Origin of the sequence: Streptomyces sp. NPDC051684 (genome assembly GCF_044453445.1) — a bacterium.
Taxonomy (GTDB): domain Bacteria; phylum Actinomycetota; class Actinomycetes; order Streptomycetales; family Streptomycetaceae; genus Streptomyces.
In genome coordinates, this window is the sequence record NZ_JBITCS010000034.1 from 54,468 (window position 1) to 67,131 (window position 12,664).

Below are 12,664 nucleotides of genomic sequence, written 5' to 3' on the forward strand. Positions count from 1 at the left end.
CTCATGTGACTGGGCCCCGTCCGGAAATCCGGACGGGGCCCAGTCATGTCGCCTCACCGGCGCCGATGCCTACTCGTACACGACGGTGACGGGCGCGTGGTCCGACCAACGCTCGTCGTGCTTGGCGGCGCGCTCGACGAAGCCCTTCACCGCGCGCTCCGCGAGCCCCGGCGTCGCCACCAGGTAGTCGATGCGCCAACCTGAATCGTTGTCGAAGGCCCGCCCCCGGTACGACCACCACGAGTACGGGCCCTCGACGTCCGGGTGCAGGGCGCGGACCACGTCGACGTAGCCGCCGTCCGTGGGGTCGAAGACGGAGGACAGCCACGCGCGCTCCTCCGGCAGGAAGCCGGAGTTCTTCTTGTTGCCCTTCCAGTTCTTGAGGTCGGCCTCCTGGTGGGCGATGTTCCAGTCGCCGCAGACCACTACCTCGCGGCCGTCGGCGGCGGCCCGCTCGCGCAGCTCCTTCAGGTAGGGAAGGAACTCGCCCATGAAGCGGATCTTCTCGTCCTGGCGTTCCGTGCCGACCTCGCCGGAGGGCAGGTAGAGGCTGGCGACGGTGACGCCCGGCAGGTCCACCTCCACGTAGCGGCCGCTGTCCGCGAACTCGGTCGAGCCGAAACCGATCTGGACGCGCTCCGGCTCGCGCCGCGTGTAGAGGGAGACGCCGGCCCGGCCCTTGGCGGCGGCCGGCGCGTGCACGACGTGCCAGCCCTCGGGCTCCCGCACGTTCTCGGGCAGTTGGTGCGGCTCGGCGCGCACTTCCTGGAGGCAGACGGCGTCGGCGGAGGTCTCGGCGAGCCACTCCACGAAGCCCTTCTTGGCGGCGGCCCGGAGCCCGTTCACATTCACAGAGGTCACAGTCAGCACCCCGGCACGATACCGGCAGACTGGACGGGACAGTCGCAAGCTCCCGCATAGAGTTACGATGTCCCGTATGACTATTCAGCTTTCCGGAGTCGGGGCCCCGAGCCTGCGTCCCACCTCCTTCGGCCACCGCGACGCGATCGCGCTGAACGACCGCGTCCAGCTCGAATACGCGGAGCGCTACGGCGACGAGGGCGACGTCACGCCGCTGGACCCGACGATGTTCGAGCCGCCGCGCGGCCTCTACCTGCTCGCGTACGACACCTCGGGCACGCCGCTCGCGACCGGCGGCTGGCGCGGCCAGGAGGCGAACGACGAGGGGTACGCGGACGGCGACGCCGAGCTGAAGCGCATGTACGTCACCCCGGAGGCGCGCGGCCTGGGCCTGGCCCGGCGGATTCTCGCGGCGTTGGAGGAGGACGCCCGGGCGGCGGGCCGCACGCGCATGGTTCTGGAGACGGGCCTCAAGCAGCCGGAGGCGATAGCCCTGTACGCGTCGAGCGGTTACGAGCCGTGCGCGAAGTTCGGTCACTACCGGTTCGACGAGTTGAGCCGGTGCTTCGCGAAGAAGCTCTGAACGGAAGGGACTCCGGACATGCGAAAACCCCGGCGGTTTCCCGCCGGGGTTTTCGTTGCTGTGGACGTGAGGGGATTCGAACCCCTGGCCCCCTCGATGCGAACGAGGTGCGCTACCGGACTGCGCCACACGCCCTTGCAACGAGTGAAACTCTAGCACCCCGATCCGGGTGCTTGGAAATCCGTTCCCTGGCTGGTCAGCCGGGCGGGCCCGGAAGTGGTCCGGCTCACTCGTTGGCGGCGCGCGGCCGGCCGTCGGCACCGTCGTCGAACTGGTCGAAGAGCGGCGTCCGTCCGCGCTCGCGGGAGCGGCGCGCGGAGGCGGCGCGGCGGGCGTCGCTGCGGCCGTCGTCGGCGACCGGCTCGGCGGACTCCGGGGCGGGCTCGTGGGCCTGCTCCTCCTGCCGCGCGGCCTGTTCGGCGGCGGAGGAGCGGGCGGAGCTCCATGTCTCGGGTGCGTTGTAGTCGATGCCGCCGGTGGCGCGCGGGGCGACGGGGGCGGTGACGTAGGTGGGCAGGGGTACGGGGACCGGGTCCCAGCTGTCGCCGGCTCCGGGGTGGCGCTGGCGTTCGCGCTGCTGGTCGACCCACTCCTGATGGTCGGTCTGCTCGACGAGGGCGCGGCGGTCGGCGGCGAGCGCCTCGAGGCCGGGGTCGGTGGCGGTCTCGTCCACCGATGGGCCGTCCTCCTGGTCCTCGGCCGCGGCGCGGGCGGCGGCGGGCTGCCGCCCGCGCGGCCGGCGCTCGCGCAGGCGCTGCGCGGCGACCTCGGCGCGGCGGCGGTCCATGACGTAGGCGAAGCGGCGTCGTTCCTGGGTGCGCAGGTGGACGATGTACGCGCTCAGGAGCAGGGCCGGGGCCGCGGGTGCCCAGAGGAAGGCGACGCCGCCGACGGCGGCCACGACGGCGCCGATGGTGAAGGCGGCGAAGAGCAGCACGGTCGTGCGGCGGCGGCGCGCGAGCACCTTGGTGCGCCGGGCGCGCGCGGCCTGCGCCTCGGCCGCGGCGGCCGCGGAGGCGTTGCGGGCGGCGCGGGGCTTGGCGGGCGCCGCGGGCTCGGCCGCCGGTTCGGGTGCGCGGGCGGGTTCCGCGCGCTCGTGGGCCGGTTCCGCGAACTCTCGGGCGGAATCGGGGTGTTCACGGCTTTCGCGGCGTTCGCGCCCCGGATGCGGGGCGCGCCGCTCCCCGGGCGTGGACATGCCGACGTCCCGGACGTCCACCCCTTCGGTGGGTGCGTCCGGGTCGACCGGGTCGCCGCGCCGCTCGTCCGACTCGGGCGAGCGCGCCTGCAGGTCCTTGGCGTACCGGCGCTCCATGCCCGCCCGGCCGGAGAGAAGCCGGATGGCGGTGCTGAAGCGTTCCGTCGGACGGGCTTCGTTCAACTCGTCCTGCCTACGGAGCCACATCGGCACCAAGTAGGCGGCCCAGGCCCCGACGATGACTGCGTAGATGAGGCCGCTGCTGCTCACGGACACACCGTAGAGGGGTTTACGCGGGGCCATCCGCCAATTGAGCCGGTGTGTCGCACGATCTGGCTGATAATCCGAGCTTTTTTGCGATGGATGTGATCAACGGGCCGACCTTCGGGGGAATTCAATGACCCCTGACGGTGCCTCATCGATCAATTTCGAACATTTATTTCATTTCGAGGGGGTGCCCGGATCGACCGTGTTGGGGGCGCCGGGACCTGCGGTGTTGCCCCGTCGTTCACGACGGCGTCGCTTCAGGAGCCCCTCGGGGACCTCTTCGGCGGTGAGGGCGAAGACAAGGTGGTCGCGCCAGGCCCCGTCGATGTGAAGATATCGTGGACGCAGGCCCTCCTCGCGGAATCCGAGTTTCTCCACGACCCTGCGGCTCGGCCCGTTCTCCGGCCGAATACAGACCTCGATGCGGTGCAGCCCCACAGTCCTGAAGCAGTGATCGACCGCGAGCGCGACGGCCGTGGGCATCACGCCGCGGCCCGCCACTGACTGGTCCACCCAGTACCCGACGTGGCCCGAGCACATCGACCCCCAGGTGATCCCGGCGACGGTCAACTGCCCGACGAGACGGCCCTGGTACTCGACGACGAAGGGCAGCATCCGGCCCGCGTTCGCCTCCGAGCGCAGGTGCCGCACCATTTGACGGTATGTCGGGCGGTGGGTGATCGGGCCGCTCGGCGTGGGCGGCGGGATCGTCGCCTCCCAGGGGCGCAGCCAGTCGCGGTTGCGCCGGTTCACCTCGCGCCAGGCGCGCTGGTCGCGCAGCCTTATGGGGCGGAGGACGACCTCGCCCTCCACCAGCACGACGGGCCACGACGGGCTGTTCAGTGCGCACCCCCGGGGGCCTGGGCGTCGGGTCTGGACCCGCTTCCGACGGGTCCGGAATCGCTTCGCGGGTGGTCGCCGCCGTGGATCTGGTCGACGGCGTGGGTCAGCAGCGGCCCGAGGACGGCGAGCCCGTCCTTCACGCCCCCGCTGGAACCCGGCAGGTTCACGATCAGTGTGCGCCCGGCGACCCCCGCGAGGCCACGCGAGAGCGCCGCCGTGGGCACTTTCTCCCGGCCGTACGCTCGGATCGCCTCCGCGATGCCCGGCACCTCGCGGTCGAGGACGCGGGCCGTCGCCTCGGGGGTGCCGTCAGTGGGCGAGATGCCGGTGCCGCCGGTGGTGATCACGACGTCGTACGCCGCCTCGACCGCGGCCCGCAGGGCGGCCTCGACCGGGTCGCCGTCCGGAACCACTTGGGGGCCCTCGACGGCGAAGCCGAGCTTTCCGAGGCCCTCCGCGATCAGCGGGCCGCCCTTGTCCTCGTAGACACCGGCGGCGGCCCTGTTGGAGGCCGTGACGACGAGGGCGCGGTAGCTGTCGGTCATGCCCGGGCCTCCCGGTTCCAGGTTCCGGACTTGCCGCCCGTCTTCTCCTCGACCCGGACGTCGGAGATGACGGCGCCCTTGTCGACGGCCTTGACCATGTCGACGACGGTGAGCGCGGCGACCGAGACGGCCGTGAGCGCCTCCATCTCGACGCCCGTGCGGTCCGTGGTCTTCACGGTGGCGAGGATCTCCACGGCGTCGTCCGCCACGGCCAGGTCGAGCTTGACCCCGGACACGGCCAGCGGGTGGCAGAGCGGGATCAGGTCGGGGGTGCGCTTGGCGCCCATGATTCCCGCGATGCGCGCCGTGGCGAGCGCGTCGCCCTTGGGCACGCCCTCGCCACGCAGCAGCTCCACCACGCGCGGCGAGACGAGGACGCGGCCGCTGGCGCGGGCGGTGCGCGCGGTGACGTCCTTCTGCGACACGTCGACCATGCGGGCGGCGCCCGCCTCGTCGATGTGCGTGAGCCGGTCGGTCCGGTCCTGCTGGTCCTGTTGATTCTGCGAAGTGCTCATGGTGCTGTGGCGCTCCCGATCCGAGCCGTGCGCGGTGCGGCGCGCCGGACGATTTGTGCGCGACACGCTATCGCGAGCCTCCGACAGTCGGCCCCGTCAGCCCAGCAGGACCACGTCCACCTCGGTGCCAGGCTCCACCGACGTGGTGTCCTCGGGGACCACGATGAGCGAGTCCGCCTGTGCGAGCGCCGCGATGAGGTGGGAGCCGGCGCCGCCGACGGGGGCGACCTCGCCGGCCTCGGCGTCGTACACGCCGCGCAGGAACTGGCGCTTGCCCGAGGGCGAGGTCAGCGCCTTGTCGGCGGTGAGGGTCGCGCGGGCCTTCGGGCGGTGCACGGCGCCCTCGGGCAGGCCCATCAGGGCGCGGATCGCGGGCCGTACGAACAGTTCGAAGGAGACGTACGAGGACACGGGGTTGCCCGGCAGCGCGAGCAGCGGGGTGTGGTCGGGGCCGATGGAGCCGAAGCCCTGGGGCTTGCCGGGCTGCATGGCGAGCTTGCGGAACTCGACGCCGCTGCCGGCCCCGATGCCCTCCTCGTCCTCCGGGTCGCCGATGCCGGTGAGGGCCTCCTTGACCACGTCGTACGCGCCGACGCTGACGCCGCCCGTGGTGACGATGAGGTCGGCGCGGATGAGCTGGTCCTCGATGGTGGAGCGGAGCGTCTCGGCGTCGTCGTCGACCGCGCCCACCCGGTAGGCGATGGCTCCGGCGTCGCGGGCGGCGGCGGTGAGGGCGAAGCTGTTGGAGTCGTAGATCTGGCCGGGCGCCAACTGTTCGCCGGGCTGGACGAGTTCGGTTCCGGTGGAGACGACGACCACGCGCGGGCGCGGGCACACCCGTACGGTGCCGCGGCCGATGGCGGCGAGGAGCGCGATCTGCGGCGGGCCGAGGACGGTGCCGGCGGTGAGGGCCCGGTCGCCGGCCTGGACGTCGCTGCCCTGCGCGCGTACGTGTGCGCGTGCCTCGGCGGGGCGGTGCACGCGGACCTCTCCCGAGGCGCCCTCAGGGGCCGTGCTGTGGGCGGCCATCGAGGTGACGGGGCCCGCGCCGAGCCCTCCGTCGGTCCACTCGACGGGGACGACGGCCTCGGCACCGGGCGGCAGCGGGGCGCCGGTCATGATGCGGGCGGCCTCGCCGGGGCCGACGGTGGGCTGTTCGGCCTGGCCGGCGGCGACGTCGCCGATCACCGTGAGCACGGCGGGGAACTTCTCGCTCGCGCCCGCGATGTCCGCGACGCGCACCGCGTAGCCGTCCATCGAGCTGTTGTCGAACGGCGGCAGCGACAGCGGGACCGTCACCTCCTCGACGAGCACACAGCCCTGTGCGTCGAGGAGTTGGAGCTCGATGGGGTCGAGCGCGTGGACGGTGCCGAGGACGTCCTCCAGATGCTCGTCCACCGACCAGATCTGCGCCTGATCCTTGGTGGCACTGAAACTGTTCACTGCTGCTCCCCTGCTCCTCGTGCCGGTGTGCTGATTCTCCGGTGGCCTCAGGTGTTATTACCACGGGAAATATCTGACGCCCCGGAGGCGGTGTGCCTACCGGGGCGCAGGTCCGCGCGGGTGTCGGGCCTCCTCGGGTCAGACCTCCTCGGCGACGTAGCCGCGCAGCCAGGCCCGGAACTCCGGTCCCAGGTCCTCACGTTCGCACGCGAGGCGGACGATCGCCTTGAGGTAGTCGCCACGGTCGCCGGTGTCGTAGCGGCGGCCCTTGAAGACGACGCCGTGCACGGGGCCGCCGATCTTCTCGTCGGCGGCGAGCTGCTGGAGCGCGTCGGTGAGCTGGATCTCGCCGCCGCGGCCGGGCTCTGTCTTGCGCAGTATGTCGAAGACGGCGGGGTCGAGGACGTAGCGGCCGATGATCGCGTAGTTGGAGGGGGCGTCGGCCGGATCGGGCTTCTCCACCAGGTCGGTGACCTGCACGACGGCGCCGTCGTCGGTGGCCTGGACGGCCGCGCATCCGTAGAGGTGGATCTGGGAGGGGTCCACCTCCATGAGCGCGATGACGCTGCCGCCGTGCTCCTCCTGGACCTCCACCATCTTCTGGAGCAGCGGGTCGCGGGGGTCGATCAGGTCGTCGCCGAGCAGCACCGCGAAGGGTTCGTCACCCACGTGCGGGGCGGCGCACAGGACCGCGTGGCCGAGGCCCCTGGGGTCGCCCTGGCGCACGTAGTGGATGGTGGCGAGGTCGTTGGACTCCTGGACCTTGGCCAGGCGGCCGGCGTCGCCCTTCTTCTGAAGGGCCGCCTCCAGCTCGTGGTTGCGGTCGAAGTGGTCCTCGAGCGGGCGCTTGTTGCGACCTGTGATCATCAGTACGTCGCCGAGTCCCGCCGCCGCGGCCTCTTCGACCACGTACTGGATCGCCGGCTTGTCGACGACCGGGAGCATCTCCTTGGGGGTCGCCTTCGTGGCGGGCAGGAACCGGGTGCCGAGGCCCGCGGCGGGGATGACAGCCTTGGTGATCCTGGTGTGCGCGTCAGTCATGCGGGTCACCATATCCGGCTGCTATGGGCGGAATCTGTGGGTCCGCTTTGTAGGCACATATATGCGTCGAATAGGAGAGGTTTGTGACCCGGCTATGAGTCCGCACCCCGATGAGCCCGCAGGTGAACCGCGCAGCGCCCACCCTGACAAGCGTTCCTTGCGCAGGGAGTTCCTCCGGGTGAGGAACGCATTGACGGAGGATGACGTACGGGAGACGGAGCGGGCCGTGGCCCGCCGCGCTCTCGAACTCGACGAGCTGGCGCGGGCCCGCACGGTGGCGGCGTACGTCTCCGTGGGCGGCGAGCCGGGGACCGGCGCGCTCCTCGACGCCCTCCGCGCCCGCGGGACGCGCGTCCTGCTGCCCGCCCTGCTGCCCGACAACGACCTGGACTGGGGCGCGTACGACGGGGCGGCCTCGCTCACCACGGTGCACCACCCGGGAAAGATGGCCCTGTTGGAGCCCGGCGGCGAGCGGCTCGGCCCCGCTGCCGTCCTGGAGGCGGACGTGGTGCTGCTGCCGGGGCTGGCCGTGGACGCGCGCGGGATGCGGCTCGGCCGCGGCGGCGGCTCGTACGACCGGGTGCTCGCGCGCCTGGAGGCGGCCGGTACGCGGCCCGCGCTGGTCGTGCTGCTGCACGACAACGAGGTCGTCGCGCACCTCCCCCAGGAAGCGCACGACAAGGCCGTGGACGCGGTGGTGACGCCCTCGGGCGTGCGGCGCTTCTGACGGCCCGGCACCGAGCATGCGAAAGGGGCCTCCACGCGCGCGTGGAGGCCCCTTTCGGTGTTGATCGCCGCTACGGCTTCAGGACCAGCGAGTCCTCGGTGTTGTCACCGACGGCCTTCTCGGAGAAGTGCCACGGCAACAGGTCGCCCTTGGTCCACTTCTCGGTCTGGTCCGTGTAGTGGTCGCTGAAGGTGTGCCCCGAGGCGCCCGTGAGGTTGATCCACTTCGACTTGTCGAGGTCCGCCATGTTGACCACCATCCGCATGGACGGCACCCAGTCGACCCCGTAGCCGCCCGCGGCGTTCCAGCCGGTGGCGTTCACGGCCGCCTCGCCGCCGCCCAGCTTCCAGGGGCCGCGGTTGAGCACGTACTGCAGCCAGCCGGGGCCCTCGGTGCCCAGCGTCTGGTTCTTCAGCTCCAGCTTGTGCAGCCGGCCCCAGCTCCAGGAGTCGATGTCCTTGCCGAGCTTGGCCGTGAGGTCCCAGCGGGCGTCCTCCATGGCGCGTGCGAACAGCTGGTCACGGTTCTCGGTGGGGGCGTTCGTGCGGCTGCCCGGCGTCTTCCACCAGTCGTTCTTCGGATCCTTGATGATCTTTCGGACGACCTCGAACCAGCGGTCGCCGCCGTCCGGCTGCGCCGAGTGCGTGTCCCGCTCGCCGCACTCGCGGACCTTGCGGTCCTCGTCGGCGGGGCCCGTCTTGTCGACCGGCGCGACGCTCAGGCACTGGCCGTCGACCCGCAGCTCCTTGGGCAGCTTGTTGCCGAAGGCGAGCTTGAGGATGTTGCGCCACACCGAGTTGAAGTAGGCCGCGGCGGCGGAGTCCGGGTTCTGTGTGTAGTCCCAGTTCTCCAGGAGCTGCTGCGCCTCGCGGACGTCCGGGTCCTTGATGTCGATCTTCTGCAGATAGGGCACCAGGAGCTTGGCGATCTCGCTGCTGTTGTCCATCTGCATGGTGCGCATGTCGTCCGTGGAGATCTTCCCGCCGTCCTTGATCTTCGACTCGATCAGGTCGGTGATGCGCTGGCTGCGGGTGCCGTAGCCCCAGTCCTTGGTCAGCGTGTACGGGTAGCTGTCGTCGACCACGGCCTGGTTGGCGGTCACGATGTAGCCGCGCTTGGGGTTGAACTCGTAGGGCAGCTCGGACTGCTTGATGTAGCCGCTCCAGCGGTACTTGGAGTCCCAGCCGGGGGACGGCAGCGAGCCGTCGCCCTCGCCGCGGGTCGGGATGCGGCCCGGCAGCTGGTAGCCGATGTTGCCCTCGGTGTCGGCGTACGTGAGGTTCTGCGACGGCACCTGGAAGTCGGCGGACGCCTTGCGGAACTCGGACCAGTTCGACGCCTTGTCGAGGTTGAAGACGGCGTCCATGGTGTTGCCCGGCTGCAGTGCGGTCCAGCGCAGCGCGATGCCGTAGCCGTCGCCTCTGTCGGGGGCCGCCGCGTCCACGCCGGCCTTCTTGCCGACCTTGACGAGTTCGGAGTCGCGGTCGGACAGCAGTGGCCCGTTGTCGGTCTCGCGCACCGTGATCGTCTTGGAGTCGCCGCCCGCGACCTTGATGGTCTCCTTGCGGGTCTTGAACGGCACCGTCCTGTCGTCGACCAGGTAGCCGTCGCCGCTGAACTTCTCCAGGTAGAGGTCGGTGACGTCGACACCCGAGTTGGTCAGGCCCCAGGAGATGTTCTGGTTGTGGCCGATGACCACGCCCGGCATGCCCGCGAAGGTGTAACCCGAGGTGTCGTACTGGCACTTGCTGGAGACGCTCGTGCAGTGCAGGCCCATCTGGTACCAGACGGACGGCAGTTGCGGCGCCAGGTGCGGGTCGTTGGCGAGCAGCGGCTTGCCGGTGATGGTGTGGTCGCCCGAGACCACCCACGAGTTGGAGCCGATGCCGTTGCCGTTGGGGCCGAGGCCCGCGGAGTCGGGGATCTCGTCCAGGACCTTGGAGAGACCGCCCAGCTGGCTCTGGAGGCCGCTGGGGGCCCCTGCGTCGCCCGCCAGGCCGGTGCCCGCCGCCCCGGCCGACTGCGTGCCCGTACCGCCGCCGGAAGCCGCGTCGTACGACTTCGTGGCGCTGTTGTACCCGCCCTCCTGCACGATCGGCTTGTGCCGCGCGTACGGGTAGTCGGGGTACAGGTCGGCGATCTGCTTCGGGCCGAGCCGGCTCGTCATCAGCGAGCGGTCGATCTCCTCCTGCATGTTGCCGCGCAGGTCCCAGGCCATCGCCTTGAGCCAGGCCACCGAGTCCACCGGCGACCACTTCTGCGGCTTGTAGTCGTTCTCGAAGCCGAGCGCGACGTACTCCGCGGAGATGTCCTTGCCGCTCTTGCCTCCCAGGTAGGAGTTGACTCCCTTGGAGTACGCCTGGAGGTACTTCTTGGTCGAGGGCGACAGCTTGGAGTCGTACTCCTTCTGCGCCACGCGATGCCAGCCCATGGTGCGCAGGAACTCATCGGTCTTGACCTGGCCCTTGCCGAACATCTCGGAGAGCCGACCGGAGGTCGTATGGCGCCGCACGTCCATCTCGTAGAACCGGTCCTGCGCCTGCACGTAGCCCTGCGCCATGAACAGGTCGTGATCCGTGGACGCGTAGATCTGCGGGATCCCGTAGCTGTCCCGCTTGACCTGAACCGGTCCGTCGAGCCCGTCGAGTTGGATCGACCCCGTCGTCTGCGGCATGGACGCGCGGACGCTGTCGACGCTCCAGTAGGCGCCGAATCCGAGGCCCGCGAGAACGGCCAACACGAGGACGATCACGATCAGTCGGGCTCGGCGCCCCTTCTTCTTGCCGGGCGGGCGGCCGGCAGAGGCGTTCGTAGTGGAGGGCATCGCGGTCCTTGCTGTCCTTCGCTAACCGGGCGGGGCGAGAGCAACCTTACGAGCACTGGGGTGCGGCCTCGGACGCGGAGTCGGGATGCGGGGTCCCGGTGACGACGGCGTGACGCATCCGGCATCAAGAAAGCGTTAACGGTTAGGTAAGGTAACGAAGTAACTTCCCTGTCGCAGTGCCCCTCCTGGAAGGAACGGCCCCTGACTGTCCACCAGCTCAACCAGCTCCTGCTCGTCGGCGCCCTCGTGCTGCTCGTGGCCGTCGCCGCCGTGCGCATCTCCTCGCGCAGCGGACTGCCCAGCCTTCTGCTCTACCTCGGCATCGGCGTCGCCATGGGCCAGGACGGCTTCGGTCACGTCGACTTCAGCAATGCCGAAATGACCCAGGTCATCGGCTACGCGGCGCTCGTCGTGATCCTCGCCGAAGGCGGTCTGGGCACGAAGTGGAAACAGATCAAGCCCGCCCTGCCCGCTGCCGCCGCCCTGTCACTCGCGGGCGTCGCGGTGAGCGTGGGCGTGACGGCCGCGGGCGCGCACTACCTGGTGGGCCTCGCGTGGCAACAGGCACTCATCATCGGCGCCGTGGTGTCCTCCACGGACGCGGCGGCGGTCTTCTCCGTGCTGCGCAGGGTGCCGCTCCCCGCGCGCGTGACCGGCGTCCTGGAGGCGGAGTCCGGTTTCAACGACGCCCCGGTCGTCATCCTCGTCGTCGCGTTCTCCGCCGCCGGCCCCATGGAGCACTGGTACGTCCTCATCGGCGAGATCGCCCTGGAGCTGGCGATCGGCGCCGCCATCGGCCTCGCGGTCGGCTGGCTGGGCTCCTTCGGCCTGCGGCACGTGGCCCTGCCCGCCTCCGGCCTCTACCCGATCGCCGTGATGGCCATCGCCACGTCCGCGTACGCCGCGGGCGCCATGGCCCACGGCAGCGGATTCCTCGCCGTCTACCTGGCCGCGATGGTGATGGGCAACGCCAAGCTGCCGCACTGGCCGGCCACCCGCGGCTTCGCCGAGGGGCTCGGCTGGATCGCGCAGATCGGCATGTTCGTCCTGCTCGGCCTGCTCGTCACCCCGCACGAGCTGGCCGACGACATCGTGCCCGCGCTGATCATCGGCCTCGTGCTCACGATGGTCGCGCGGCCCCTGTCGGTCGTCGTCAGCCTGGTGCCCTTCCGCATACCGTGGGCGGAGGAGGCCCTCATGTCGTGGGCCGGGCTGCGCGGCGCCGTGCCCATCATTTTGGCGACCATCCCCATGGTCACGGGCGTCGCCGACAGCCAGCGGATCTTCAACATCGTCTTCGTCCTGGTCGTCGTCTACACCCTCGTCCAGGGACCGACGCTGCCGTGGCTCGCCGGAAAGCTGCGCCTGGCCGCCAACTCCGACGCCGCCGACCTCGGCATCGAGTCGGCGCCCCTGGAGCGGCTGCGCGGACACCTGCTGTCCGTCTCCATCCCGGAGGGCTCGCGGATGCACGGCGTGGAGGTCGGCGAACTCCGGCTGCCCAAGGGCGCCGCCGTCACGCTCGTCGTCCGCGACGGCACCTCCTCCGTGCCCGCCCCGACCACCGTGCTGCGCAAGGGCGACGAACTCCTGGTGGTCGCCACCGACCCGGTGCGCGACGCCGCGGAGGCGCGCCTGCGGGCCGTCACCCAGGGCGGCAAGCTGGCCGGCTGGCTGGGCACCGCGGGCCCGGAAGCCCGTTAGCATGGACGCACAGACCATGTACGACCGACTCTGCCTGACGTAGAGCCGGCGCGACCGCAAAGCGGCCGCGGTCCCCTTGCAGCACAGTGCTTCGCAGCGCCCCGTCTGCTTGG

At 70.9% G+C, this 12,664-nt stretch carries 11 protein-coding genes and 1 tRNA gene; 3 read left to right on the forward strand and 9 right to left on the reverse strand.

The annotated features are described in order from the left end of the window. Positions 1-69 precede the first annotated feature (69 nt). Positions 70-870, reverse strand: coding sequence for an exodeoxyribonuclease III (locus ACIA8D_RS32375; RefSeq protein ID WP_399237731.1), 801 nt, complete (start codon positions 868-870; stop codon positions 70-72). 67 nt (positions 871-937) lie between these two features. On the opposite strand from ACIA8D_RS32375, the gene ACIA8D_RS32380 reads away from it, so the two are divergent. Then, a complete protein-coding gene (locus ACIA8D_RS32380) occupies positions 938-1,444 on the forward strand; it encodes a GNAT family N-acetyltransferase (protein ID WP_399237732.1) in 507 nt (168 codons plus the stop codon). Positions 1,445-1,505: 61 nt separating this feature from the next. On the opposite strand, the gene ACIA8D_RS32385 is transcribed toward ACIA8D_RS32380, so the two are convergent. The 7 genes from ACIA8D_RS32385 to galU all read right to left on the reverse strand — a co-directional run bounded on the left by ACIA8D_RS32385 (position 1,506) and on the right by galU (position 7,296). Next, positions 1,506-1,579: transfer RNA gene (locus tag ACIA8D_RS32385), tRNA-Ala, on the reverse strand. Positions 1,580-1,670: 91 nt separating this feature from the next. After that, positions 1,671-2,912 carry a gephyrin-like molybdotransferase receptor GlpR gene (gene glpR, locus ACIA8D_RS32390; protein ID WP_399237733.1) on the reverse strand — a complete coding sequence of 414 codons (1,242 nt, stop codon included), beginning with the start codon at positions 2,910-2,912 and terminating at the stop codon, positions 1,671-1,673. Positions 2,913-3,083: 171 nt separating this feature from the next. Beyond that, a complete protein-coding gene (locus ACIA8D_RS32395; RefSeq protein WP_399237734.1) occupies positions 3,084-3,728 on the reverse strand; it encodes a GNAT family N-acetyltransferase in 645 nt (214 codons plus the stop codon). Positions 3,729-3,748: 20 nt separating this feature from the next. Then, on the reverse strand, positions 3,749-4,297 hold the full coding sequence (locus tag ACIA8D_RS32400) for a molybdenum cofactor biosynthesis protein B (protein WP_399237735.1): 549 nt from the start codon (positions 4,295-4,297) through the stop codon (positions 3,749-3,751). Further along, a complete protein-coding gene (moaC, locus tag ACIA8D_RS32405) occupies positions 4,294-4,812 on the reverse strand; it encodes a cyclic pyranopterin monophosphate synthase MoaC (protein ID WP_399237736.1) in 519 nt (172 codons plus the stop codon). The genes ACIA8D_RS32400 and moaC overlap by 4 nt, the downstream gene beginning before the upstream one ends. 96 nt (positions 4,813-4,908) lie before the next feature. Further along, the gene (gene glp, locus ACIA8D_RS32410; protein ID WP_399237737.1) at positions 4,909-6,255 is read right to left on the reverse strand and encodes a gephyrin-like molybdotransferase Glp; all 1,347 of its coding nucleotides are present in this window, start codon (positions 6,253-6,255) and stop codon (positions 4,909-4,911) included. Positions 6,256-6,393: 138 nt separating this feature from the next. Next, complete coding sequence (gene galU / locus ACIA8D_RS32415; protein WP_399237739.1) at positions 6,394-7,296, reverse strand: UTP--glucose-1-phosphate uridylyltransferase GalU; 903 nt, start codon at positions 7,294-7,296, stop codon at positions 6,394-6,396. Positions 7,297-7,390: 94 nt separating this feature from the next. Between galU and ACIA8D_RS32420 the strand changes: the two genes are divergently transcribed. Beyond that, positions 7,391-8,023: a 5-formyltetrahydrofolate cyclo-ligase gene (locus ACIA8D_RS32420; RefSeq protein ID WP_399237740.1), complete on the forward strand. Its 633-nt coding sequence runs from the start codon at positions 7,391-7,393 to the stop codon at positions 8,021-8,023. A gap of 70 nt (positions 8,024-8,093) precedes the next feature. Here the strand turns inward: ACIA8D_RS32420 and ACIA8D_RS32425 are convergent, their stop codons facing one another. Beyond that, positions 8,094-10,847: a penicillin acylase family protein gene (locus tag ACIA8D_RS32425; protein WP_399237742.1), complete on the reverse strand. Its 2,754-nt coding sequence runs from the start codon at positions 10,845-10,847 to the stop codon at positions 8,094-8,096. Between the two features lie 246 nt (positions 10,848-11,093). Between ACIA8D_RS32425 and ACIA8D_RS32430 the strand changes: the two genes are divergently transcribed. Next, positions 11,094-12,551, forward strand: coding sequence for a potassium/proton antiporter (locus ACIA8D_RS32430; protein WP_399237743.1), 1,458 nt, complete (start codon positions 11,094-11,096; stop codon positions 12,549-12,551). Positions 12,552-12,664 lie beyond the last annotated feature (113 nt).